The sequence below is a fragment of the Flavobacterium sp. W21_SRS_FM6 genome (assembly GCF_052119645.1).
Classification (GTDB): domain Bacteria; phylum Pseudomonadota; class Gammaproteobacteria; order Enterobacterales; family Alteromonadaceae; genus Paraglaciecola.
The window spans coordinates 347,476-370,065 of record NZ_JBGQOM010000003.1; the positions used below are offsets into that span (position 1 = coordinate 347,476).

General features: G+C 44.1%; 18 protein-coding genes. 9 read left to right on the plus strand and 9 right to left on the minus strand.

What is annotated here, in order from left to right:
* Positions 1 to 9 precede the first annotated feature (9 nt).
* The gene (locus ACEN2L_RS07470) at positions 10 to 579 is read right to left on the minus strand and encodes a hypothetical protein (RefSeq protein ID WP_441742935.1); all 570 of its coding nucleotides are present in this window, start codon (positions 577 to 579) and stop codon (positions 10 to 12) included.
* Positions 576 to 1,292, minus strand: a complete 717-nt coding sequence (locus ACEN2L_RS07475; RefSeq protein ID WP_441742936.1) for an SURF1 family protein — start codon at positions 1,290 to 1,292, stop codon at positions 576 to 578. Before ACEN2L_RS07475 ends, ACEN2L_RS07470 begins: the two co-directional genes overlap by 4 nt.
* Positions 1,293 to 1,333: 41 nt before the next feature.
* On the opposite strand from ACEN2L_RS07475, the gene ACEN2L_RS07480 reads away from it, so the two are divergent.
* The gene (locus ACEN2L_RS07480; protein WP_441742938.1) at positions 1,334 to 1,546 is read left to right on the plus strand and encodes a DUF2909 domain-containing protein; all 213 of its coding nucleotides are present in this window, start codon (positions 1,334 to 1,336) and stop codon (positions 1,544 to 1,546) included.
* A gap of 43 nt (positions 1,547 to 1,589) precedes the next feature.
* Here ACEN2L_RS07480 and ACEN2L_RS07485 read toward each other — a convergent pair whose 3' ends face one another.
* The 5 genes from ACEN2L_RS07485 to lexA all read right to left on the minus strand — a co-directional run bounded on the left by ACEN2L_RS07485 (position 1,590) and on the right by lexA (position 6,850).
* Entirely contained in the window at positions 1,590 to 2,471 is an 882-nt protein-coding gene (locus ACEN2L_RS07485; protein WP_306021054.1) for a cytochrome c oxidase subunit 3, read from the minus strand.
* A gap of 12 nt (positions 2,472 to 2,483) precedes the next feature.
* Positions 2,484 to 3,041, minus strand: coding sequence for a cytochrome c oxidase assembly protein (locus tag ACEN2L_RS07490; protein ID WP_306021072.1), 558 nt, complete (start codon positions 3,039 to 3,041; stop codon positions 2,484 to 2,486).
* A 24-nt stretch (positions 3,042 to 3,065) separates the two neighbouring features.
* Positions 3,066 to 4,664, minus strand: coding sequence for a cytochrome c oxidase subunit I (gene ctaD / locus ACEN2L_RS07495; RefSeq protein ID WP_441742941.1), 1,599 nt, complete (start codon positions 4,662 to 4,664; stop codon positions 3,066 to 3,068).
* Positions 4,665 to 4,676: 12 nt separating this feature from the next.
* Positions 4,677 to 5,831, minus strand: a complete 1,155-nt coding sequence (coxB, locus tag ACEN2L_RS07500) for a cytochrome c oxidase subunit II (RefSeq protein WP_441742943.1) — start codon at positions 5,829 to 5,831, stop codon at positions 4,677 to 4,679.
* A gap of 395 nt (positions 5,832 to 6,226) precedes the next feature.
* The gene (gene lexA / locus ACEN2L_RS07505) at positions 6,227 to 6,850 is read right to left on the minus strand and encodes a transcriptional repressor LexA (RefSeq protein WP_441742944.1); all 624 of its coding nucleotides are present in this window, start codon (positions 6,848 to 6,850) and stop codon (positions 6,227 to 6,229) included.
* 468 nt (positions 6,851 to 7,318) lie between these two features.
* Between lexA and ACEN2L_RS07510 the strand changes: the two genes are divergently transcribed.
* Together ACEN2L_RS07510 and plsB are read left to right on the plus strand one after the other, a co-directional pair.
* Positions 7,319 to 9,247, plus strand: coding sequence for a sialate O-acetylesterase (locus ACEN2L_RS07510; protein WP_441742946.1), 1,929 nt, complete (start codon positions 7,319 to 7,321; stop codon positions 9,245 to 9,247).
* A 135-nt stretch (positions 9,248 to 9,382) separates the two neighbouring features.
* On the plus strand, positions 9,383 to 11,818 hold the full coding sequence (plsB, locus tag ACEN2L_RS07515) for a glycerol-3-phosphate 1-O-acyltransferase PlsB (RefSeq protein ID WP_441742948.1): 2,436 nt from the start codon (positions 9,383 to 9,385) through the stop codon (positions 11,816 to 11,818).
* Between the two features lie 6 nt (positions 11,819 to 11,824).
* On the opposite strand, the gene dmeF is transcribed toward plsB, so the two are convergent.
* Entirely contained in the window at positions 11,825 to 12,808 is a 984-nt protein-coding gene (dmeF, locus tag ACEN2L_RS07520; protein ID WP_441742950.1) for a CDF family Co(II)/Ni(II) efflux transporter DmeF, read from the minus strand.
* Positions 12,809 to 12,969: 161 nt separating this feature from the next.
* On the opposite strand from dmeF, the gene modF reads away from it, so the two are divergent.
* Together modF and ACEN2L_RS07530 are read left to right on the plus strand one after the other, a co-directional pair.
* Positions 12,970 to 14,415: a molybdate ABC transporter ATP-binding protein ModF gene (gene modF, locus ACEN2L_RS07525; protein WP_441742952.1), complete on the plus strand. Its 1,446-nt coding sequence runs from the start codon at positions 12,970 to 12,972 to the stop codon at positions 14,413 to 14,415.
* A gap of 6 nt (positions 14,416 to 14,421) precedes the next feature.
* Entirely contained in the window at positions 14,422 to 16,110 is a 1,689-nt protein-coding gene (locus ACEN2L_RS07530) for an RluA family pseudouridine synthase (protein ID WP_441742953.1), read from the plus strand.
* Positions 16,111 to 16,187: 77 nt separating this feature from the next.
* Here the strand turns inward: ACEN2L_RS07530 and ACEN2L_RS07535 are convergent, their stop codons facing one another.
* A complete protein-coding gene (locus ACEN2L_RS07535) occupies positions 16,188 to 18,293 on the minus strand; it encodes a hypothetical protein (RefSeq protein ID WP_441742955.1) in 2,106 nt (701 codons plus the stop codon).
* A 97-nt stretch (positions 18,294 to 18,390) separates the two neighbouring features.
* Between ACEN2L_RS07535 and ACEN2L_RS07540 the strand changes: the two genes are divergently transcribed.
* The 4 genes from ACEN2L_RS07540 (at position 18,391) to ACEN2L_RS07555 (ending at position 22,587) form a co-directional block, all read left to right on the plus strand.
* Entirely contained in the window at positions 18,391 to 18,573 is a 183-nt protein-coding gene (locus ACEN2L_RS07540) for a hypothetical protein (protein ID WP_441742957.1), read from the plus strand.
* Complete coding sequence (locus ACEN2L_RS07545; RefSeq protein WP_441742959.1) at positions 18,558 to 20,096, plus strand: phage tail sheath family protein; 1,539 nt, start codon at positions 18,558 to 18,560, stop codon at positions 20,094 to 20,096. Before ACEN2L_RS07540 ends, ACEN2L_RS07545 begins: the two co-directional genes overlap by 16 nt.
* A gap of 70 nt (positions 20,097 to 20,166) precedes the next feature.
* Positions 20,167 to 21,168 (plus strand): pectinesterase family protein, encoded by a 1,002-nt coding sequence (locus tag ACEN2L_RS07550; RefSeq protein ID WP_441742961.1) that lies wholly within the window; start codon positions 20,167 to 20,169, stop codon positions 21,166 to 21,168.
* A gap of 288 nt (positions 21,169 to 21,456) precedes the next feature.
* Entirely contained in the window at positions 21,457 to 22,587 is a 1,131-nt protein-coding gene (locus ACEN2L_RS07555; protein WP_441742963.1) for an FIST signal transduction protein, read from the plus strand.
* The last annotated feature ends 3 nt before the right edge of the window (positions 22,588 to 22,590 follow it).

Here is a 22,590-nt window from a genome sequence, read left to right on the forward strand (position 1 = left end):
GCTTACCCTCTAACCAATACGCGACAATTTAAGTACTTTTCGCATATCAGCTAAGATATCTCGACTGTGGAGTACTGCTTGCTGTTGGTCGTTCTGTGTTTGATAACGTAAAATAATGTTGTCTAAGGTGTCTACAATGAAAATACCATTAGTTTTAACATCTTTAAACACTTGGTTAACACTTTGTTCATCTGAGTGAATAATCCGAATATTTTTATATTCGGCAACTTTACCCAGTGCAGCTGAATCGCTGCTCGGCATTGCCACCACAACAGATTCCACTCTATCTTGCTCTTTCCCTAAGGCGCTCCAAAGCTGATTAAGACTATAAATGGCATTTTGACATTCATTAAGGCATTCACTCGGTATGACATATAAAAATTTCCAACTCGGTGGGTAATCAGCAGAGTGCCATTGCGTCATATCTAAGCTTGGTGCTAATAATTGACCTTTATTGGTGGCAGCTTGGTTAAACCAATTATATTCAAGAGCAAATTTTGCCAATACCACTGGTAAGGCAAAAACAGCGATAAAAAGAAAAATGAGGCCTTTATTTTTTATTTTTGGAGTTTCAGTCATTGAGTTTCTCTGGTTATTTTTCGACGTTGAGCGAAAACAAAAGTGATAAGGGCGGCAAAAGCCAGTAAGAACCACTGTATGGCGTAGGCAACATGTTTTTCCGGGGGCATGACAACTGGCTGCCAATTGCGCAGATACGGCACATTTTCTTGTGGGTCAAGTAAGACCACAAAAGGCAAAAAGTCTTGCTGATAATGTTGCGCCATTAAGGCAATATCCATTTGTTGCATAACCTTTGGCCACTGCTGATTAAAACGCGCTGTTTCTTTGACTAAACTGTTATTCAAAGGCATCGATACCCTACCACTATACTCATCCTCAATTATGGGCAACTTTACATCAGGTAATTCTGCCCGCAGACGTGGCGCAGCTACCCAACCAAAATTAACCAATACACGACCTTGTAAAGTTGTCACTGGCACCACCACCTCATAACCCACTTTTCCCTGTTGTATTTTGTTATCCAACAAAAAATATCGCTGCTCGTCAGCAAGTCCTGATAATTGAATGGGATAATCCCGAGCAGCTTTTTGTAGTTCTTTGGCGGCACTAAGGGTTAAGGGCGCTGAAACAGCTGCTTGTTCAATTGCCATTAATCTTTGCTTTTTTTCATCTGCTCGTTGTAACTGCCAAAGACCCAATGCAAACATAATGACAACGGCCAAAAAAGTGACTAAGGTAGAGAAAATAGGTAAGCGTGAATGTCGTGTCACCGCTTTACCTTAACTCTACGTTCAGAGATGGGGTCGGCAAGATGTTATTGATTAAAATACTCATAGCAGGATTAGTACTGTTCATGGTGTTCAATTTATTTAAAGCGATGGTTGTCATGTTAAAAAACGACCCCGATAGCCCGCCAATGTCAAAGTATATTGGGCGCAGACTCATTGCTTCGGTCATCATTATCAGTTTGATTTTAGTTGCGATAGCCACTGGCCTCATTACGCCGAACCCTCGGCCATATTAAAGCCCAAGGACCAAGCGCCGCTTACCCCCTGAGCTTATTTCTGTTAAAGAATATAAACAAAGAAAAATAGCATTACCCACACTACGTCCACAAAATGCCAGTACCAACTACCCGCTTGAAATGCAAAATGATTCTCCTTAGTGAAGTGACCTTTGGCGACTCTCAACCATAAAATGAGTAAGATTAAAGTACCGACGGTAACGTGGAAGCCATGAAAACCGGTCAACATGAAAAAGGTATTACCATAAACGCCGGACTGTAGGGTTAAACCCATTTCAGTGTAGGCGTGGATATACTCTTCCACTTGCATAAACACGAACAAGCAGCCCAACAACACCGTAAGCCCAAGCCAACCAAGGATTTGCTGACGTTTGCCTTTTTCGAGCGCCACATGAGCCATATGACAAGTAACCGAAGACGCCAACAATATAATGGTGTTGTATAAGGGCAAACCTGTCCAAGGCATGGCTTCTGTGGTAATACCACCTGGGGTCTCAACTAAAGGCCACATCGCTTGAAAAGAAGGCCACAGTACCTCGTTTGTCATTTGATTATTTGAGGCACCACCTAGCCAAGGTACTGCGATTGCTCTGGCATAAAACAAGGCACCAAAGAACGCCGCAAAAAACATCACTTCAGAAAAGATAAACCACGCCATACCTTGTCGATATGAACGCCCTAACTGCTCGCTATACAAACCCGACATTGACTCATGTATCTGATTTCTAAACCAACCAAACAGCATAAACACTAAGGTTGCAAAACCAGCGATCAAGATATAACTGCCAAACCCTTCTTTGCCACGAGTCGTTTCAATGACTACGTTACCCGCACCAACAGCTAATAAAAATAAAGCGCAGGCTCCCATGAACGGCCAAGGACTTTGGGCAGGAACATAGTATTTTTCATATTCTTTTTCTGACATCTTGCTCTCCTTTTACCCGCGATTAAGAGCAACTTGCTGTTCAGCAGTTGTCACGTCATAGAGGGTATATTGCACAGTAAAATAGGTCATATCTTTGGGAATTTGCGGATCAACGTAAAAACGCATTGGCATAATGATTTTTTCACCGGCCTGCAAAATTTGTTGTTCAAAGCAAAAACATTCTGTTTTATTTAAATATATCGCGGCTGTGCCCGGCGAAACAGAAGGCACCGCTTGTCCAACAATCGCTCTAGCGCCAGGATTTTTAGCGCTAAAATTAACCTGATTCATCTCTCCAGGATGCACTTTGACCTGCTGGGTCTCTACTTCAAACTGCCACGACATGCCCGTATTGATCCGAGTAATAAACTCAACAGTGACATATCGACTTTCATCAATATCCACCGCCTCGTACACCGCTGCAGTATTAGACGTCTTGCCGTTAAGACCAGTTAAATCACAAAAGACGTCATAAAGTGGCACTAGGGCGAAGCCAAAACCAAACATACCAAGCACGATGGCCAATAACTTAAGGATTAAACTTTTGTTCTGTTTGGTTTGATCGGTCATCACGTGCCACTCTTCTTGTCTGGTTTATTTAACAACGGGTGGAGTTTCAAAGGTGTGATAAGGGGCTGGAGAAGGAATTTCCCACTCTAAACCTTCTGCACCTTCCCATACTTGCGCTGATACAGGCTCACCCTTTTTACGGCACGCTTTAATTAACAATGCCAAGAAAATGAGTTGTGATAAACCAAAGGCAAAACCACCAATACTGATCCATTTATTAAAGTCAGCAAACTGCAAAGCATAATCAGGTATACGACGCGGCATACCCGCTAAACCCACAAAGTGCATAGGGAAAAACAAGACATTGACGGAGACTAATGAACACCAAAAGTGCCATTTAGCTAAGGTGATATCAAACATCTTGCCGGTCCATTTAGGCAGCCAGTAATAAACCGCTGCCATAATTGAGAATATCGCCCCAGTCACCAGAACATAATGGAAGTGAGCTACCACAAAATAGGTATCATGATATTGGAAGTCTACGGGCGTGATGGCTAACATGAGACCGGACAGCCCGCCAATGGTAAACAACACGATAAACGCGAGCGCAAACAACATGGGCACTTCAAAACTTAGTGAACCTCGCCACATAGTTGCCACCCAGTTAAAGACTTTTACCCCGGTCGGTACAGATATCAGCATGGTGGCTAACATAAAGAACATCTCGGCAAACACTGGCATGCCCGTGGTAAACATGTGGTGAGCCCAAACAATAAACGACAACAACGCTATTGACGTTGTGGCGTACACCATTGAGGCATAACCAAAGAGGGGTTTGCGCGAAAAGGTCGGTACAATTTGCGAGATAATGCCAAAAGCTGGCAAAATCATAATGTACACTTCCGGATGACCAAAAAACCAAAATATATGTTGGAACATCACGGGATCACCACCACCGGCCGCATCAAAAAAGCTTGTACCAAAAAACTTATCGGTTAACACCATGGTCACCGCGCCAGCTAATACTGGCATGACGGCTATCAGTAAAAAGGCGGTGATTAACCAGGTCCAAACAAACAGCGGCATTTTCATCCACGTCATGCCAGGGGCACGCATGTTGAAAATAGTCACAATAACGTTAATGGCGCCCATGATGGATGAGGCGCCCATAATATGCACCGAAAATACAAATAAAGCGGTAGTGTCATTACTGTAAGTGGTTGATAGTGGGGCGTAAAACGTCCAACCAAAGGCGGGGCCGCCGCCTTCCATGAATAACGATGACAATAAAATAATAAAAGCAAAAGGGAGGATCCAAAAACTCCAGTTATTCATGCGTGGTAGAGCCATATCCGGCGCACCAATCATCATAGGTATTAACCAATTAGCTAAGCCAGTAAAAGCCGGCATAACCGCACCAAACACCATTATCAGGCCGTGAACGGTGGTCATTTGGTTAAAAAAGTTAGGTTCAACGATTTGTAGACCAGGTTGGAATAGCTCAGCGCGAATGACCATAGCCATTGCCCCGCCGGTTAAAAACATAATAAACGCAAACCACAAATAAAGTGTGCCTATGTCTTTGTGATTAGTGGTATACAACCATCGCTTAATGCCCTTAGGAATATGATGCTCATGATGGTCGTGGCTCTCATGATGATGTTCACTGGTGGTTGTGTTCATATCCATCTCCTCCTATTTACCGTTTATCGCGGCGTTAATGTCTTTGGCTTGAACGAGATCATTGGTGTTATTACCCCATGCGTTACGTTCATAGGTAATCACCGCCGCCATATCGGTCATCGATAATTGTTTTGCATACGCTTGCATGGCTGTGCCTGCTACACCGAACACGACACGATCGATATGAGCAGGTTGATCTTTTAAGGCTATTTGACTGCCTTTCAAAGCCGGAAACACGCCCGGTAAGCCTTCGCCATTTGGCATATGGCAAGCTGCGCAATTGGCCATGTAAACCTTTTCACCCGTCGTCATTGCTTCATCCATCGTCATATTCATCGACAGCAGGCGTTGCTCTTCCGCTTTGGCTTTTGCAATGATATCTTTTTGCTCACCTATCCAGCTCTCATAATCAGCTTGCGTTTTAGCAATAACCACAATGGGCATAAAACCATGGTCTTTACCGCATAGCTCAGCACATTGACCGCGATAGATCCCCGGTTCATTCACCTTTGCCCATGCGTCATTAATAAATCCAGGATTGGCATCTTGTTTTACCGCAAAATCAGGCACCCACCACGCATGGATGACGTCATCTGAAGTAATCAAAAAACGAACTTTCTTATCAATAGGAATAACAAGAGGGCGGTCAACTTCGAGTAAATAATTATGACCCTTCTCGAATTTGCCTTGAATTTGTTCTGGCTGAGTGGCTAGTTTTGAAAAGTATTCAACCCCATCGTCCATGTACTTATAGTGCCATTTCCATTGAGAACCGGTGACCTGAATAGTTAAATCAGGTTGGTTTGCATCTTCCATATCGATAAGCAATTTAGCAGCGGGCACAGCCATAACAATGAGTATGATGAAGGGAATAACAGTCCAAGCAATTTCAACTTTGATGCTTTCATGAAAGTTAGCGGGCTTCGCCCCTTTAGATTTTCGATGAAACCACATAGCCCAGAACATCGCACCGAATACACCAGCGGCGATAACCACGCATATAATAAACATCAGCATGTGCAGGTCATACACTTTTTCGCTTATGTCTGTCACACCTTTAGTTAAGTTAAGTTGGTATTGTTCAACCTTTGTGGCGGATTCTGCTAATGCAGGTAAAGCTAAAACGTTAGCAAATACCAAGCTCATTTTGGATAAAGTTCTCTTCACACGACACCCCATCTGCCAAACCTATTGTTTTTATTCCATTTACTTAATAGTTTAAAAAGCCAAGTACGTAGCACTTTTTAAACAATTATAAGACAAGCGGCTGTTACTGGATTGTTAATAGAATGATAAGAATTACTTATTTTATGAGCAATAGTCTAGCTTTTTTGTTCAAAAGTTATTCAACAGGGTGTTTTTTGAACATTATTTTGTTAAAATATGCGTATTGCTTAAAAATAGTGCAAGGAAGGAGGGTTTATTATGTTGATCTGTTTGAAAACCAAAAGAAAAGTCCGTTGACCTAAACTTAGTCAAATTATGTCGAGGTCAACCAAAGAGCTAAAAAAGCAGCTAAAACTATAACAAACTGTTTATTTAGCCACTCAATACGCTGTCTCTTACATCCAATCAGAACTGCGGATAACACCTACCGCAATTCCTTCAATAGCAAAGGCTTGGCTGGCCAAATCCACTTTAATTGGCGCAAAAGCATCGTTTTCAGCATGTAATAGCACTTGTCGGCCTTTTTTCTCAAGCCGCTTTACTGTTACATCATCCTCAACGCGAGCTACAACGACTTGGCCATTGTGTACGTCAGTGGTGCGATGCACCGCCAATAAGTCACCATCAAGAATACCAATGTCTTTCATACTCATGCCGCTTACTCTCAATAAAAAGTCAGCGCTGGGTTTAAACAAACCTGGGTCTACACGATAATGCCCTTCTATATGCTCGGCCGCTAAAATCGGTTCTCCAGCTGCCACACGACCAATCAAAGGCAAACCCAACTCTTCAAGCTGTTCGTCTAAAGGAACATTCACCTTAATACCACGGGATGTGCCGGGCAAAATATCGATCACACCTTTTCGGGCTAATGCCTTTAAATGCTCTTCGGCAGCATTGGCAGACTTAAACCCCAGTTTAAGTGCAATCTCTGCGCGAGTAGGCGGCATTCCCGTTGCTTGCATAGTGTCTTTAATAAGTTGTAAAACTTCTTCTTGTCGCGATGTTAGTGGACGCATAAACAGCCTGTTTTTCTATACAGTGAACTGTCAGTATATACAGTTACTTGTGGATCTCAATACTTGCGTTTGTGGGATCCGGGTTATTTTTAAAAAATCCGGCGTGATTAATCGGCTGATAAATTAATCTTGTAAGACGAGATGACTACAAAAGCGAGTATCACGCCATACACAGTAAAGATATATCTATCCACACTCTAAACACCGAGACACTTAACACAAAGGAAAAGCCAAACCTTAAACGGGCAAAAAAAGTTTCAACATAGTCTTCAAATCAAACGCTGAACTTAGGTCATTATTTGATTATTGCAAAAGGCTGTGAGCACTGATTTTGACCTGATAATTTTTATCAAAAATAATCCACCGACCATTTACGAAATCTTCCAAAACACTAATCATTATTATCAGTCTGGCTCAGCCTCCGATAGACAGTGATAGACTGCTTAAAAATAATCGAGTGAGAGTCACATGCTAAGACCACTACTTGTTCTGTGTATTATTGTTAGTCAGTGCGCCGTTGCTGATGTTAGCGTACCCAAACTCATTAGCGATCATATGGTGTTGCAACGCGATATCACTATTCCTATTTGGGGTTATGCTGATGATGGCGAGTCTGTTTTAGTTAAACTAAACGGAAAACCTATTGGAAATTCCATAGGTAATAAGGGGAAGTGGCAAATCAGTTTACCAGCCCAAGCTGCCAGTGGCCCTTATCAACTCGACATCATCGCGAATAATCGCCTCACCATCAAAGACGTGTATTTCGGTGATGTTTGGCTGGCCTCGGGCCAATCCAATATGGAATTACCCATGAGACGGGTCGCAGAAGATTACCCTGCGGATATTGCCGACGCTGACTACCCCTTAATACGCCAGTTTAAAATACCGCAAATATATAATTTTAAAACGCCGCAAGAAGACTTTGCTTCAGGCTCTTGGGCGCCTGTTACACAAGACAATATCAGCGACGTATCTGCTGTTGCCCTGTATTTCGCTAAAGCGCTGTACAAACATAATGGCGTTGCCATTGGTATATTAAACAATGCATTGGGCGGCTCACCGGTGGAAGCATGGATGAGTGAAGAAGCCTTACAAAAATTCCCCGAATCACTTGCCGAAGGCATACGCTTTCGAGACGATGAGCTAATTGCCACAATTACCGCCGCCGATAAGGCCAAGGATGGACGTTGGTACACTGAATTGAATAAAAAAGACCAAGGCTTAGTGGCAAGCACTCCTTGGTATAGTCCTGAACTTGACGACAGTGAGTGGGATAAATTCACCATTCCAGGTAAAAGACTGCTGACAGAAGGAGAGAACTTCAACGGTGTTTGGTGGTTTCGCAAAACCATCACACTCACTGCCGAGCAAGTCGCCAACGCCAATACCTTACGTTTAGGTCGAATCGTTGATGCAGATGAAGCCTACATCAATGGCATCAAGGTGGGTAACACTACCTATCAATATCCACCTCGGCGTTATTCAATTCCAAAAGACTTACTTAAAGAGGGTCAAAACACCCTTGCTGTGCGTGTAATTGCTAACAGCGGGCGCAGCGAATTTGTCGCTGATAAACCTTATTGGTTGGGTACAGACCAACAGCATATTGATATCGCGGGCGACTGGAAGGTAAAAACCGCTGCTGTAATGCCACCTTTAGCAGGTGGTACGTTTATTCGTTGGAAGCCCATGGGTTTGTATAACGGCCTAACCGCACCCCTTACCCATTTGCCCATTAAAGGCGTCATTTGGTTTCAGGGTGAGTCTAACGTAGGGCAGTGGCATGATTACCACACAAAATTCAGCACCATGATTCAAGATTGGCGCACAAAGTGGGGCCAAGGTGACTTTCCCTTTATTTTTGCTCAGCTAGCCAATTTTATGGAGAAACAAGCGAAACCAATTGACAGTGCTTGGGCACAATTACGCCAAGCCCAAAGCCAAACCCTCAGCGAACCCAACACCGCGATGGCAGTCACCATTGATATTGGCGAGTGGAACGACATTCACCCAACCAATAAAAAGACCGTAGGTAAGCGCCTAGCGTTGGCAGCACGAGCATTGGCTTTAGGCGAAGACGTGGTTTACCAAGGACCTGAAGTCGCATCAATACAGGTCCAAAATAATGATTTACTGCTAGGCTTTAAACATATTGCTGATGGTTTAGTTCTTAAAAGCACTGATGACCACAGCTTTGCGATTGCTGGTGCAGACGGCCACTTTGAATGGGCCAACGCTGCTTTGATTAATGATAAAATTCGTCTTTCAAGCCCTAATATCAAACAGCCGGTAAGAGTTCGCTATGCGTGGGGTGATAATCCGGATGCGGCTTTGTACAATAGCGAACAACTACCGGCAGTGCCTTTTGATGAAAAAGTGAGTACAAACCCATTGTAAGCGATGGCTTGGCCGCTTGATTTGCTCAGGCTTTGAGCGTTTGCAATCGAATGCATCAGTAGAACCACGCAATAAATAATGTAGCATGGTAATATTCTCCGTCTTTTTTCACATATACATTAAGGATTGGTTTGAATGGCATGGCTGCATAACTTGTTGCTGGTTCTGATTTCAATACCGGTAAAATGGCTGGTTAAAGCCAACACTATCCCCTCGGATTTAGCCCAAGAGCTTGGTATTGATCCGACCAAGCCTATTCTTTATTTATTACGCAGCCACTCAGCTACCGATCAAATTGCCCTGAGTATGTCGGCTGAATCGCTTAATTTGCCCAAGCCCAATAGCCGTATCGCCATCGCAGGTGAGCAGCATCGATCCTGTTTATTTTTACTCGAACCAAAATCAGTATTAACGCGAAAAGTAAAAAACACCGATATTGCTCAACAATTTACCCATTTATTTCAACTTCATCGCCTCGATCCCGCCCTTGATATCCAAATCGTACCTGTTTCAATCTTTTGGGGTAGAGCACCAGGTAAAAAGTTTTCAGGTTGGTCAGACGTTATTGCTAATCAAGTATCGCCCAGTTGGTTACGCAAATTTTTTATTGTGTTGTTTTTAGGCCGAGACAACTTTGTTTGTTATAGCAAAGCCGTTTCATCCCGATCGATGGCCGATTTACCGGGCACAGATGCCGAACTCGCCCACAAGCTTATTCGCTTGGCTGGTACGCACTTTCATCGCAGGCGCCAAGGCATTACCGGTCCTTATTTGCTTGAAAAACAAGAACTGTACAACACCGTACTCGGTTCGCAGTCAGTGCGTTCGGCCATTAATGATGAAGCCACCAGTAAAAATATCACTTATCAAAGCGCGCAGACCCAAGCAAAAAAATATATCGATGAGATAGCCGGTGATTACCGAGAAGGCTTAATTCGCTTAGGCGATCGAGTACTGACAAAAATTTGGAATAAAATTTATAACGGCATAGAAGTACAACACGCACAAAAAGTACGTACCTTAGCGCAAAATGGCCACGAGATTATCTATGTGCCTTGCCATCGTAGTCATATGGATTATTTGTTGCTGACCTATGTCATCTATCACGAAGGCCTTGTTACCCCACATATTGCAGCAGGCATTAACCTTAACTTCTGGCCAATAGGCGGAGTACTGCGTAAAGCCGGGGCGTTTTTTTTGCGCCGCAGTTTTGCTGGCAACAAATTGTACACTGCGGTATTTCGCGAATACCTTGAGTTGCTATTTAACAAAGGCTATTCGGTTAAGTATTATCCCGAAGGCGGGCGCAGTCGCACCGGGCGTTTATTGCCACCTAAAACAGGTATGCTCGCCATGACCTTACAAGGGCTCATAAAAGGGATTAATCGACCCGTTAGTATCGTACCTGTGTACATTGGTTACGAACATGTCATGGAAGTCTCAAGCTATTTGCAAGAGCTCACGGGCTCTGCCAAAAAGAAAGAGTCTATCTTTCACATATTTTCTGCTATCCGTAAATTAAAAAACTATGGCTACGGTTATCTCAACTTTGGCGACCCAATTAACCTCAGCAATTACTTAGATAAAAACGTGACCAACTGGCGAGAACTGCAACAAGCTGAGCCCGATAAAAAACCGCAGTGGTTGACTCCGGTGGTAAACGATTTGGCAAATAATGTGATGGAGCGCATCAACCAAGCTGCAGCCATTAGCGGCATGTCATTGTGTGCAATTTGTTTATTGTCTGCCAAAAAACACGCCATGACAGAGGATGAGTTACTGCTTGCCATCGAACATCTACTTACTCTGTTGGCGAAGTCGCCCTACAGCGAGGTGTCTACCATTCCAGATATCAGTGCCAAACAGCTGTTGGAAAACACCCTGAAGCTGAAAAAATTTGAAGTCAGTGAAGATACCTTTGGGCGCATCATTAGCCTAAGGGATAAAAACGCAGTACCGCTGACGTATTATCGCAACAACATTCTGCATTTATTCGCGATGCCGGGCTTAATCACCGCCATAATTTTTGCACGCCACAGTATCAGCCGCAGCGATATAAAGCAGCTCATTGCTAAGCTCTACCCATTGTTGCAACGCGAATTATTTATTTATATGTCTCTTGAACACGCCATCGACTATTCAGATTCACTTATTGAAAGCATGTTAGATATGGGCTTGCTCAGCAACCTGGATGACCAACTGACTCCACCAGCACCAAGTAGTAAGGCCTATTATTCAGCGTGGTTACTCAATCGCAGTATTCAAGAAACCTTACATCGTTACGCCGTGGTACTCACCTTGCTTGAGCGTGAGGGTTCGATGAGCCGCGCCGTGTTAGAAAAACGCAGCCAGCAATTTGCTCAGCGTTTATCCTCGTTACATGGCATTAGCTCACCGGAGTTTTTTGATAAAAATGTACTGGGCACCTTTATCAATGCCTTAAAAGAAAATCACCTTGTACAAAGCAACGAAGAAGGCCAATTGCAACATTGTGATGTTAGCGAGGCCTTGCGATTAGACGTGATCAGTTTAATTTCACCTGAAATTGCGCAGCGTATTCAACAAATATAATGCATATCAATGGGCTTGCGTGCAGTGCTGAACTTCAATCGTTACATGCACCAGCCCCAGATCATCAGGTAATTGCGACTTGTATTCGGTAGCGGTTTTCAGTTGATGAGTCACCACCGATATCGCCGCAGAATAAATATTGGGGCCGATAGACCAAACATGTAAGTCGGTGATCTGGCTGTCGCCGTCTTCTTCTATAAAAGATGTCACTTGCTGCGTAAGCGGTGTGGCCGCTTGATGATCTAGGAGTACATTACTGGTTTCTTTTAATAAACCAATTGACCAACGCGCTACCAGCAAACCACCCACTATCCCCATAATAGGGTCCATCCATACCCAACCAAAGTATTTAGCAGCAAGCAGTGCCACAATCGCTAACACCGAGGTCAGCGCATCGGCTATCACATGCAGGTAAGCAGATTTAAGATTGTGATCATGGGAGTGTGCCACTGAAGTTGGTTTATGAGCATGGCCATGCCTGTGATGTTCCCCATGGTCATCAGAGTGAGAGTGACCGTGGTGATGATCATGTTCATCGCCGCCCAATATAAATACGCAAATACCGTTAACCACTAAACCGGCAATGGCCACCAATATGGCTTGATTAAACACAATCTCTACCGGGTTGAGTAAACGATGCACACTCTCAACCGCCATAAACACCGCAAACAAACCAAGTAAAATCGCCCCTGAATAACCACCCAAGGCATTCACTTTGCCTGTGCCAAAACTAAATTTTCGATTTTTAGCATTGCGCCGCGCATAAATATAAGCAAATACCGTAATAGTTAGGGCTACCGCATGTGAGCCCATATGCAAACCATCTGCCAGCAAGGCCATAGAGCCAAATACAATGCCGCCGATAATTTCTACCAACATCATTACCACGGTAATCGCAATGACCAAAATGGAGCGATTTTCACCAGCGCGTTTTTTATCTTGCTCAAATGTGTGATCGTGTTGTAAGTGCGAATGTTGTTCGGCTTGCATAGTAAATTCGTGTCAGGCTGTCATACCTGCCACCTTAATCGAGGCTCGAGTACGCGGCAAGTTGCTACAGAAATTAAATGACTATTTAGCGTTTTGATAAAATCATTTCATCTGTAATTCTGCTAGAATCGTCAACAAATCCGTCAGTCTTTTTTCGTCCTATGTCTCTTGTTACTCTCGCACAATACCAATGCATCTTTGCTGAACATTTCTCATTACACATCAAGTACCTCACGATTAAGGCCTTACAACATACGGTTATCTTAGGTGCCAATGGCAGCGGCAAATCAGCCTTAGCGGCATGTCTTGCTGGGCAGGGCGAATATGTCAGTGGCGAACGAGCAGTGAACGCACCTCATGCGTGGGTGTCGGTTGAGCAACAACAGGCCTTGATCGCGGCTGAGCGCCAAAAAGACTGCAGCGATATACTCGATATCATCCCCATCCCCAGCTCAGTAGAAGAAATCTTATTTGAAGGCCTTGATTTGCCTTATCAAGATCCCGCTTTGCTTGAACATGTACTCTCACTGTTTTCACTCAATACCATGCTGAAAAGACCATTTCGCGCGCTTTCGACCGGAGAAACCCGTAAGTTGCTGCTGGCCAAAGCCATACTCAGTAAAGCGCAGTTGTTGATACTCGATGAGCCGTGGGACGGTTTAGATCAGCAAGCCTGCCATGAATTATCAGTCTTGTTTAATACCCTGGCCGAGCACACCACCTTGGTCTTTGTATTAAATCGACTAAGCGAAGTACCAAGGTACTGCCAACAAGTGGTATTAATGCAGGCAGGTGAGATCCAGTGGCAATCATCGAGTAATAGTAGCTTAAGCGAAACCATTCGCCATATTGAACAAGTGCGGCACATGCAGCAAAGTGATTTGAGCTTACCCTCACGCGATGAAGAGCGTTTTGCCCCGCACCCACTTGATGCTTCTGCGCCCTTAGTCAAACTGACTCAGGTCAAAGTCAGTTATGGCGATCACATCGTTTTTCAAGGACTGAACTGGACCATTAGACCAAACCAACATTGGCAGATCACTGGCCCCAATGGTTCAGGCAAAACCTGTTTACTGAATTTAATTACCGGCGACCATCCCCAATGTTACGTAAATGACATTCACGTATTTGGTTTTAAACGTGGTAGTGGCGAGAGTATTTGGCAGATTAAACAATACATTGGCTACATGTCGAATGCCTTGCATTTAGACTATCGGGTTAATTGCTCGCTGTTACAGGTCATTTTGTCTGGCTTCTACGACAGCATCGGGTTATACCAAACCCCAAGTCCCAAACAAAAAGCGCTGGCACAGCAATGGTTAGCCTTGATGTCGCTCACTCATCTTGAAAACACCCCCTTTTTGCAACTGTCTTTTGGTGATCAACGCATGGCTTTAATCGCCCGCGCGATGGTAAAACACCCCGCGTTGCTGATCTTAGATGAACCCTGCAATGGCTTAGATGATATTAATCGCATAAAAGTATTAGCCTTGATTGACTTACTCGCCCGCGAAGGCAACACGACATTACTGTACGTTAATCATCATCAAGAAGATGCAATACCCAGTATTGAACATCATCTGTGTATGACCGACTTTCAGGCCTAATTTGTTATGTCGCTTGAACCCACCTGTTTTATTAAATTTAGTCAGGCTATCGATGGCATCGCTTTGCCGGAGCGTTTTACGTTTCCATTTTATTATCAACCCCATCCGCTGTGTATTATCGCCGCTGATGAGCTGCAACAACGACTCAGCGCACCGCAAACCTGGCAACATAACTTTGGATTAACTGACGATCCGAATAACATCATCGGCAAAATGTTTGGTGTGTTATTGGTTAACAATCAGCAAGGGGAATTGGGATACTTAGCAGCATTCTCTGGGAAATTAGCCGAACAAAATCACATTGATGGCTTTGTACCTCCGGTATTTGATTTGTTGGTACAAGATAATTTTTTTCTTACCCAGCAAGTGCATATCAATCAGCTCAATGAACAGATACACGCCCATGAAAATAATTCAGATTTAATCTTATTAAAACACCGGTTGGCCGCGGCTAAAGCGGCTCGAGATGAGCACATCGCCACGCAGCGAGCAGATATGATAGTTCAGCGCCAAATGCGCAAAGCGCAGCGTATGGCAGGACAAAATGCGCTATCGAGCGAGGCCTTTGCAGCACTCCAGCACCAGCTTAATCAGCAAAGCATCAGCGATAAACTACAGCTTAAAGCCGTGACCTTAGAATGGGACGGAAAACTGGCTCACGCCCAAGCTAAATATGATGAGTTACACTTACCCCTCGTTGATCTTAAAAACCAGCGTAAACAAGCGTCGGCGGCGCTGCAACAACAAATATTTGCACAATATCAATTTTTAAATGCGCAAGGTAAGAGCCTTAGTTTGCAAGAAATTTTTAGTCAAACCGCTTTGCGCACGCCGCCAGCCGGAGCAGGTGAGTGCGCTGCACCTAAGTTATTGCAATATGCCTTTAAACACCAAATGCAGCCTTTGGCGTTGGCGGAATTTTGGTGGGGCGCCTCACCTAAGTCTGAAATCAGGCAGCATAAACATCATTATCCCGCTTGTTTAGGCAAGTGCCAGCCCATACTAGCCCATATGTTAGAGGGCATGGCACTCGACCCCAATCCCATGTTAGTAAATCAAGGCGAAGGAAAACACCTTGACCTGATCTACCAAGATGAAGACATGGTGATCATCAATAAACCCGCTGAGTTTTTATCGGTACCCGGCAAAGACGTGCATGACTCAGTCTATGCCCGCATGAAAACCCAATATCCGCAGGCAACGGGGTCATTGATTGTGCACCGATTAGATATGTCAACTTCTGGTTTAATGGTCATTGCCCTTAACCCACAAGCACACAAATCGTTACAACGGCAATTTATTCAGCGCACAATTGAAAAATCCTACATCGCCTTGGTTACAGGAATAGTGCAACAGGATGATGGCGTGATTGAACTGCCCCTAAGAGGCGACTTATATGACAGGCCGCGCCAGCTCGTTTGTCAGGAGTACGGCAAACCGGCTTTGACCGAGTGGCAAGTGCTTAGCCGAGATCACGTTAGGCAACAAACCAAAGTCCGCTTAAAACCACATACCGGACGCACGCATCAATTGCGGGTACATTGCGCTCATCCCTTAGGTCTTAATATGCCTATTGTAGGCGATGATCTTTATGGGACTTTAGCTAATCGCCTACACTTACATGCAGAGCAGTTAACCCTGAATCATCCCCTGAGCAACAAAACCATGTCATTTAATGTGGCAGCTGAATTTTAGCGGTTGCTTACCCTAACAACAGACAAAAAAACGGGCAGCTAATGCTGCCCATTTACGAAAATGATTGCGTAAACCGCTTATTCAGTGCGATAGAGGTAAGTCGGAATAATGGCAACTGACTCCGGCGCTGGGTAGGCAATACTTACGTCTGGACTGACATCACCACCTGCACTAACTAAGATGTTGTCGAAACGCATGACTAATCCATTTGATTTCTCTGCTACGAATAGGTTTTTACCATCAAACATAATATCCACTGGATTACCCAACATCGAATTAGCACCGGCAATATTCACTGCAACATCGGTTAAACCAGAGGCCGCTTTCGCCGCAGGTAATACGTACAGCTTGCCGTCAGTGGCATCTGCTGCACTGCCTACATCCGATAAAATCAATGAATCACTCGCAGGATCATAATCAATACCATGAATATTAGTCGGTGCCGCTATCGCGACTCCTGATACGGCTGGTGTAATTAAGCGATCTTCACCGCTAATAGTGGTGGTACCTGCAGCAATTTTAGCGCTCACTTGGTCGAATACCGCCACTGTGCCATTGGTTAGAGCGACAAACGCTTTGTCAGTCAAGGTATCATAATCCACATCCCAAGGGCGGGCAGAACCTGATGGAACCAAGCTTAGTAGTGGGCTTATGTCGCCAGCAGCACAACTTGAAAAGATTAAGATCCCTGGTGAGGTAGCATTATTCTCAGCTACAAAAATCAGGCCTTTTTCGGAAGACACATCTAATCCTTTTGGTGCGATTAAACCCGTGCTAGCACCTGCAATCATGCGGTCACGAGAAGGGGTGTAGCTTTCATCATCTCTAAGGGTTGCGACTCGGTTCGCAATAGCGATGCCGCCCATTGCTGTAGTTGTATCGTCAAAGGTAGTGTAGCTGTCACCTGCTAAATCGAAGGTCACGCTTTCAATGCTAATGCCATGGTCAAAACGAGTGAGCTGCGCATTTAGCGCTGAGCTAAAACGTCCTACCATACCCGTAGTGGCACTAGCTGAACTTGGGTTGCTGCTCACGGCAACACCTCGCAATGTGGTGTTTGCTTCCCAGATATCTGATACATCTGAATAGGTCATTGAAGCAGACATTTCTACCAGAGACTCTGGCTTAGTGGCAGGAGTCACGAGAGAAGGAGCCACATCACCGCTTGGTCCAGAAAATATGTTTGAAAAGACTAAAATAGCATCGTTTGATTTTTCAGCAACTCGTAAATCACTGCCAGACAAGACGATATCGACTGGGTTACCTAATAGGGTTGAAGCGCCAGAAATTGAGCGTTCTACCGTGACATTACCGTCAACACTAGAGGCGTTACCGATGACATAAATAGCTCCATCGCTGGCTGACGCCGCATCACCCACATCACTCAACACTAATTTATCCCTTGAGCGGTCATAAACAATACCGTGAATATTTACAGACATTGCCATTTGCGTTTCATCACTCGGAGTGATGACCCGTGCAGGCATCGCCATAAAACCACCAGCAACATAGTCGTCGTAAACCGCTACCGTACCGTCAGTAAGAGCAACAAATAGACGGTCATTAATTTCGTCATAACTTAAATCCCATGGTTTCGCCGTTGTCATCGTTTCAGCAAGTGGGGCAACATTACCTGCGGCGGCCGAGCCAAATACACTGATACGCATACCATTAAAATCAGCAATCAAAATCAGTCCAGCACCTTGCACAACCTCAATACCTTTGGGGTTAGTCAGGCCTGTCGCTGCCCCAGTAATATCGCGATCAGTATTGGCTTGATACATTGCACCATCACTACGACTGGCTACATGACATAGGGTTCTCACACTGCCTAAACTGCTATCCCCTGCGTGAACCAAATTAGATAAAGGATCTAAGTCGATACCTTCGTTGTTTGCAGAGCTTAGGGTTTTTAACAGGCCTGCGTTTTGGTCCACGACACTGACTGTTCCAGCATTGTCTGCCCCATTATTCGATATAAAGAAGGTTGCTGGCGAAAAAGACGGGCTGCCATTTGCGCCATCTTGGCCATTCATCCCATCTTGACCGTTCATGCCGGGTGCCCCCATATCGCCATCGTCACCGTTACAAGCCGTTAGTGCAAATGCAATCGACACACCTAACAAAGTCCTTAAAAATGTTGCTGTAAGGGGCATAGACCCTTGATTTTTAGTTGTTTTCATTATTCCTCTCCAATTACAAATTAAGTGAGTAGTACCAGCAGACGAACTGCACTAACGCTGCCTTTCAAAAAGCCAAACGACTCAGGTAGGTGACTGGATGCAAAAAAATGAAAATAAATTTAACAACCTTAAAAATGTCAAAAAAAATGGCTTTGTATGGCACTTAATTGACTATGAACTAGGCTATATACACGGATTTATGGTGGTTTTCGCAAACGAAAATTTACACGTTCAGCTGCTCATTCAGCTCAAAAGGATAGGACAATGCCAGAATATTTAACGCCTGGGGTTTTCATCAACGAAACCCCTCGTCTGCCGCCACACATCGTTTCAGCTTCAAGTCATATTGCGATCTTTATTGGTTATACAGAGCGACAGAAATTAAACGGCCTTTCTCTACTGAACGTACCCACTAAAATCAACTCACTGCCTGAATTCGAACGCTTTTTTGGGGGTGATGCCCTCCACCAATTTGACATCGATACCACGCAAGGGGCTCAGGTTCCTGATCTAACCCTAGCAAATAAGGGTTACAGCCTGAATCAATGCAGTCAAAATTTTTTACTGTATCGCAGCATCGTCTTATTTTTTAACAATGGTGGTAGCACATGTTACGTGGTTTCTGTAGGTCACTATGGTGCAAACATAAGCCCAAACTCGCTGCTAAATGGATTAAAGGCTATCACTCACGATATACCAGCATCGATTGTGTTAATACCTGACGCGGTAGCCTTAGATAATCAAAATGACTGCACGGCAGTGCAACACGCCCTGCTCAGCCATTGCTCTCAAAAATCTGCTAAACGCTTTGCTATCGTAGATATTTATCAAGGCTATTTAGCATCAAATCGAGCCAATCAAAACGACTGTATCGATTCGTTTTGCCACAACATAGGCAGCCAAAATCTCAGTTATGCAGCCGCCTATTATCCTTGGATAAATACCAGCATAGTTGGCGCCAACGACCTTCATTTCACTGCTATTAAAGCTATAGCCAAGCTAAAAACATTGTTATTTGCGGAGCTAAATATACAGTATTCACAACGAGACAAAAAACAGCACATCATGCGGCAATACGTCCAAGGGATAATTGATATGTTGCCAGAAAACGGCCTTGACCCTCACAAACAAAAACAGAGCGCTCAAACTCAAAAAGCACATCAAATGCTACTTAGTGCTAGCCCATTTTATCAGGCGTTATTCACCACTATGGCTGAAAAACTGAGCCTTTTGCCGCCAAGTGGCGCGGTGTGTGGGGCTTATGTCTTCACTGACTTAAGCACAGGGGTATGGAAAGCTCCGGCCAATATTTCGCTAACCTCAGTTATTAGTCCATGCCAGTTGGTGAATAATCAACTTCAACAAGACATGACAGTCACGCCGTCGGGTAAGTCAGTGAATGCTATCCGCTACTTTATCGGTCAGGGTGTGCTGATTTGGGGGGCGAGAACCCTTGCAGGTAATGACAATGAATGGCGCTATATCAATATCAGGCGCACCATGAATATGATCGAAAAATCTATTGAAGAGGCTTTAAAAGGCCTGGCACAAGAGCCTAATGATCACAACCTATGGACTACTGCTCGTACCATGATAGACAACTACCTCATGCAACTTTGGCGGACAGGTGCTTTAGCAGGCGCCAAGCCTGACGACGCTTATTTTGTTAGAGTAGGCATCAATCAGACCATGACCTACACCGATATTCAAAAAGGTCACTTAATCGTTGAACTTGGCATCTCTATGCGCAAACCAGCTGAATTTACCTTACTTAAGATCATCCAAACCGTATCAGCCAGTTAAGTAATGTTTAGGCGGCAATGCTTGCTATTTGAACTAAACCGCTAACGGCCTTGGTGGTTAAGTATCACCAATGCTAGCCTTAGGGTTTTATTCAGTCGGTTTGAGTATGCGCCACACCCTTGCTATTTTTCTCAGTGTCTATGTATTTTCATTTTCAATTAGTGCAGAAAACATTCGCTATCATATGACTGTTGCACAAGATGGCAGCGGTGATTTCAGGTCTATTCAAGCTGCAATTGATGCTAGCAAAACGTTTCCTGATAAACCCATCACCATTAATATTAAAAACGGCCTCTACCAAGAAAAAGTGCATGTCTATGAATGGAATCCTCGTGTAAACCTGATTGGCGAAAGCGCCGAAAATACCATCATCAGTTTTGATGATCACTTTAATAAAATCGCTAAAGGCCGCAACAGTACCTTCCATACGGCAACCTTACAGGTAGACGGCAATGACTTTCATGCCCGCAACCTCACGATACGCAATACGGCCGGTCCGGTAGGACAGGCTATCGCTCTTGCTGTTACTGCAGACCGCGCAAGTTTTTACCAAACGCGTTTATTAGGCCATCAAGATACGGTGTATGTCAGCGGTGAAAACACTCGTCAGTACTTTAAGGATTGTTATATTGAAGGCACCACTGATTTTATTTTTGGCAACGCCACAGCAGTATTTGATCACTGCGAAATAAAATCTCTGAGTAATTCTTTTATTACTGCGGCCTCGACGGTGGCGCATAATGACATCGGTTTGGTGTTTTTAAACTGTCGTTTAACCGCTAAAGAGGGGGTAAACGAGGTGTATTTAGGTCGCCCTTGGCGCACCTTTGCTAAAACAGTATTCATAAACTCTGATTTTGGTTCGCATATCACGCCTAAAGGGTGGGATGATTGGAGCAATCAAGCCGCTCATCGTAATAGCTACTACGCAGAATTTAATAATCATGGCCCAGGCGCAAACCCCAAAGGTCGGGTGAATTGGGCACATCAATTAACGCGTGAACAAGCCAAGCAATATCAATTGTCGACTCTACTGGCCTCACCTCATCATCCAAGTTGGTATAAAAAATAGCCTTGCTTGGATAACGTTTACAAATCTAAGCGACTCGAAACGTGCTAATCTTGTTTGCTGCAGTTTCATTATTAATAGCCCAGATTGACGAATTAAAAGCTCAAGACTCCCACTCAATTATTAGCAATATTTAGATAGACTAACGAGGTAGTTTAGCTACTATTAAGCAGTACTTAGCGCTTTAAAAGTGAGTATTGACCGGTTAGGTACAAGATAAAAAGCCTAGATCTGGAGTTTGTTATTCTTGGCAAAATAACGTGAGATACTAACTAAATGAGGTGAGCTTGCTTGAAAATTTTTCAATCTGTATATCAAAATCAACACTGGCATTCACCCTTGCCACAAAGCGCTAAAGCCCAGTGGTTGCTGGCTTTCGGTGATCATAATGCCATGTCATCTGATGACTTTCGCCAAGAGTTAAAAAGCGCTTTCCCTCAGGCGCAAATTATTGGCTGTACAACAAGTGGAGAAATCCAAGGCAACCTTATTTTTGACAACAGCATTTGCTTAACCGCAGTGGAATTTTCTAGTTCAAACATACACGTGGTTAGTGACGCGATTGGGAACTACAAAAATTCCGATGACCTTATTAGCCACTTACTCTGCCAATTACCCGATGACGGGCTAAAGCATGTTTTTATTGTTAGTGATGGTCAGTTAGTTAATGGTAGCGAATTAGTCGATGGTTTGCAGCGTCATTTACCTGAAGGCGTTACCGCAACAGGCGGATTAGCTGGTGACGGTGACAAATTTGAACAAACTACCGTGTGGCATAACGATAGAGTTGAAAACGGTTTAGTTGTGGTGGCTGGGTTCTACGGTGACAACCTAAACATAGGGCATGGCAACTTAGGTGGCTGGCATCCCTTCGGTCCTAAACGCATCATAACGAAGTCACAAGCCAATGTACTGTTGGAGATAGACAATCAACCCGCTTTAGATTTATACAAAAACTTTTTAGGTGAATTTGCTGACGGTTTACCCGCCTCAGCCTTACTTTATCCTTTAGCACTGCAATTAGAGGGAGAGTCAGAGCAACTTGTTCGCACTATTCTATCGATCGACGAAGAAAGCAAAAGCATGGTTTTTGCTGGCAATATGCCAGAGGGCTCAAGCTGTCAATTAATGCAATCTAATTATGAAGACTTAATCGATGGCGCTCAAATGGCCGCCAAGCAAGCGTTATCGTCAAACGAACAAATTAAACCAGAACTCGCCATCCTCATTAGCTGCGTTGGACGACGATTGGTTCTGGGCCAGCGAGTGGAAGAGGAGTTGGAGATTATTGAAGACACCTTTCCTTCAAATTGCGCTTTTAGCGGGTTTTATTCTTACGGAGAAATATCGCCTATTAAGGCGATTGGCCGCTGTGGTTTGCACAATCAGACCATGACTATCACGCTTTTTTCAGAAAACTAACCT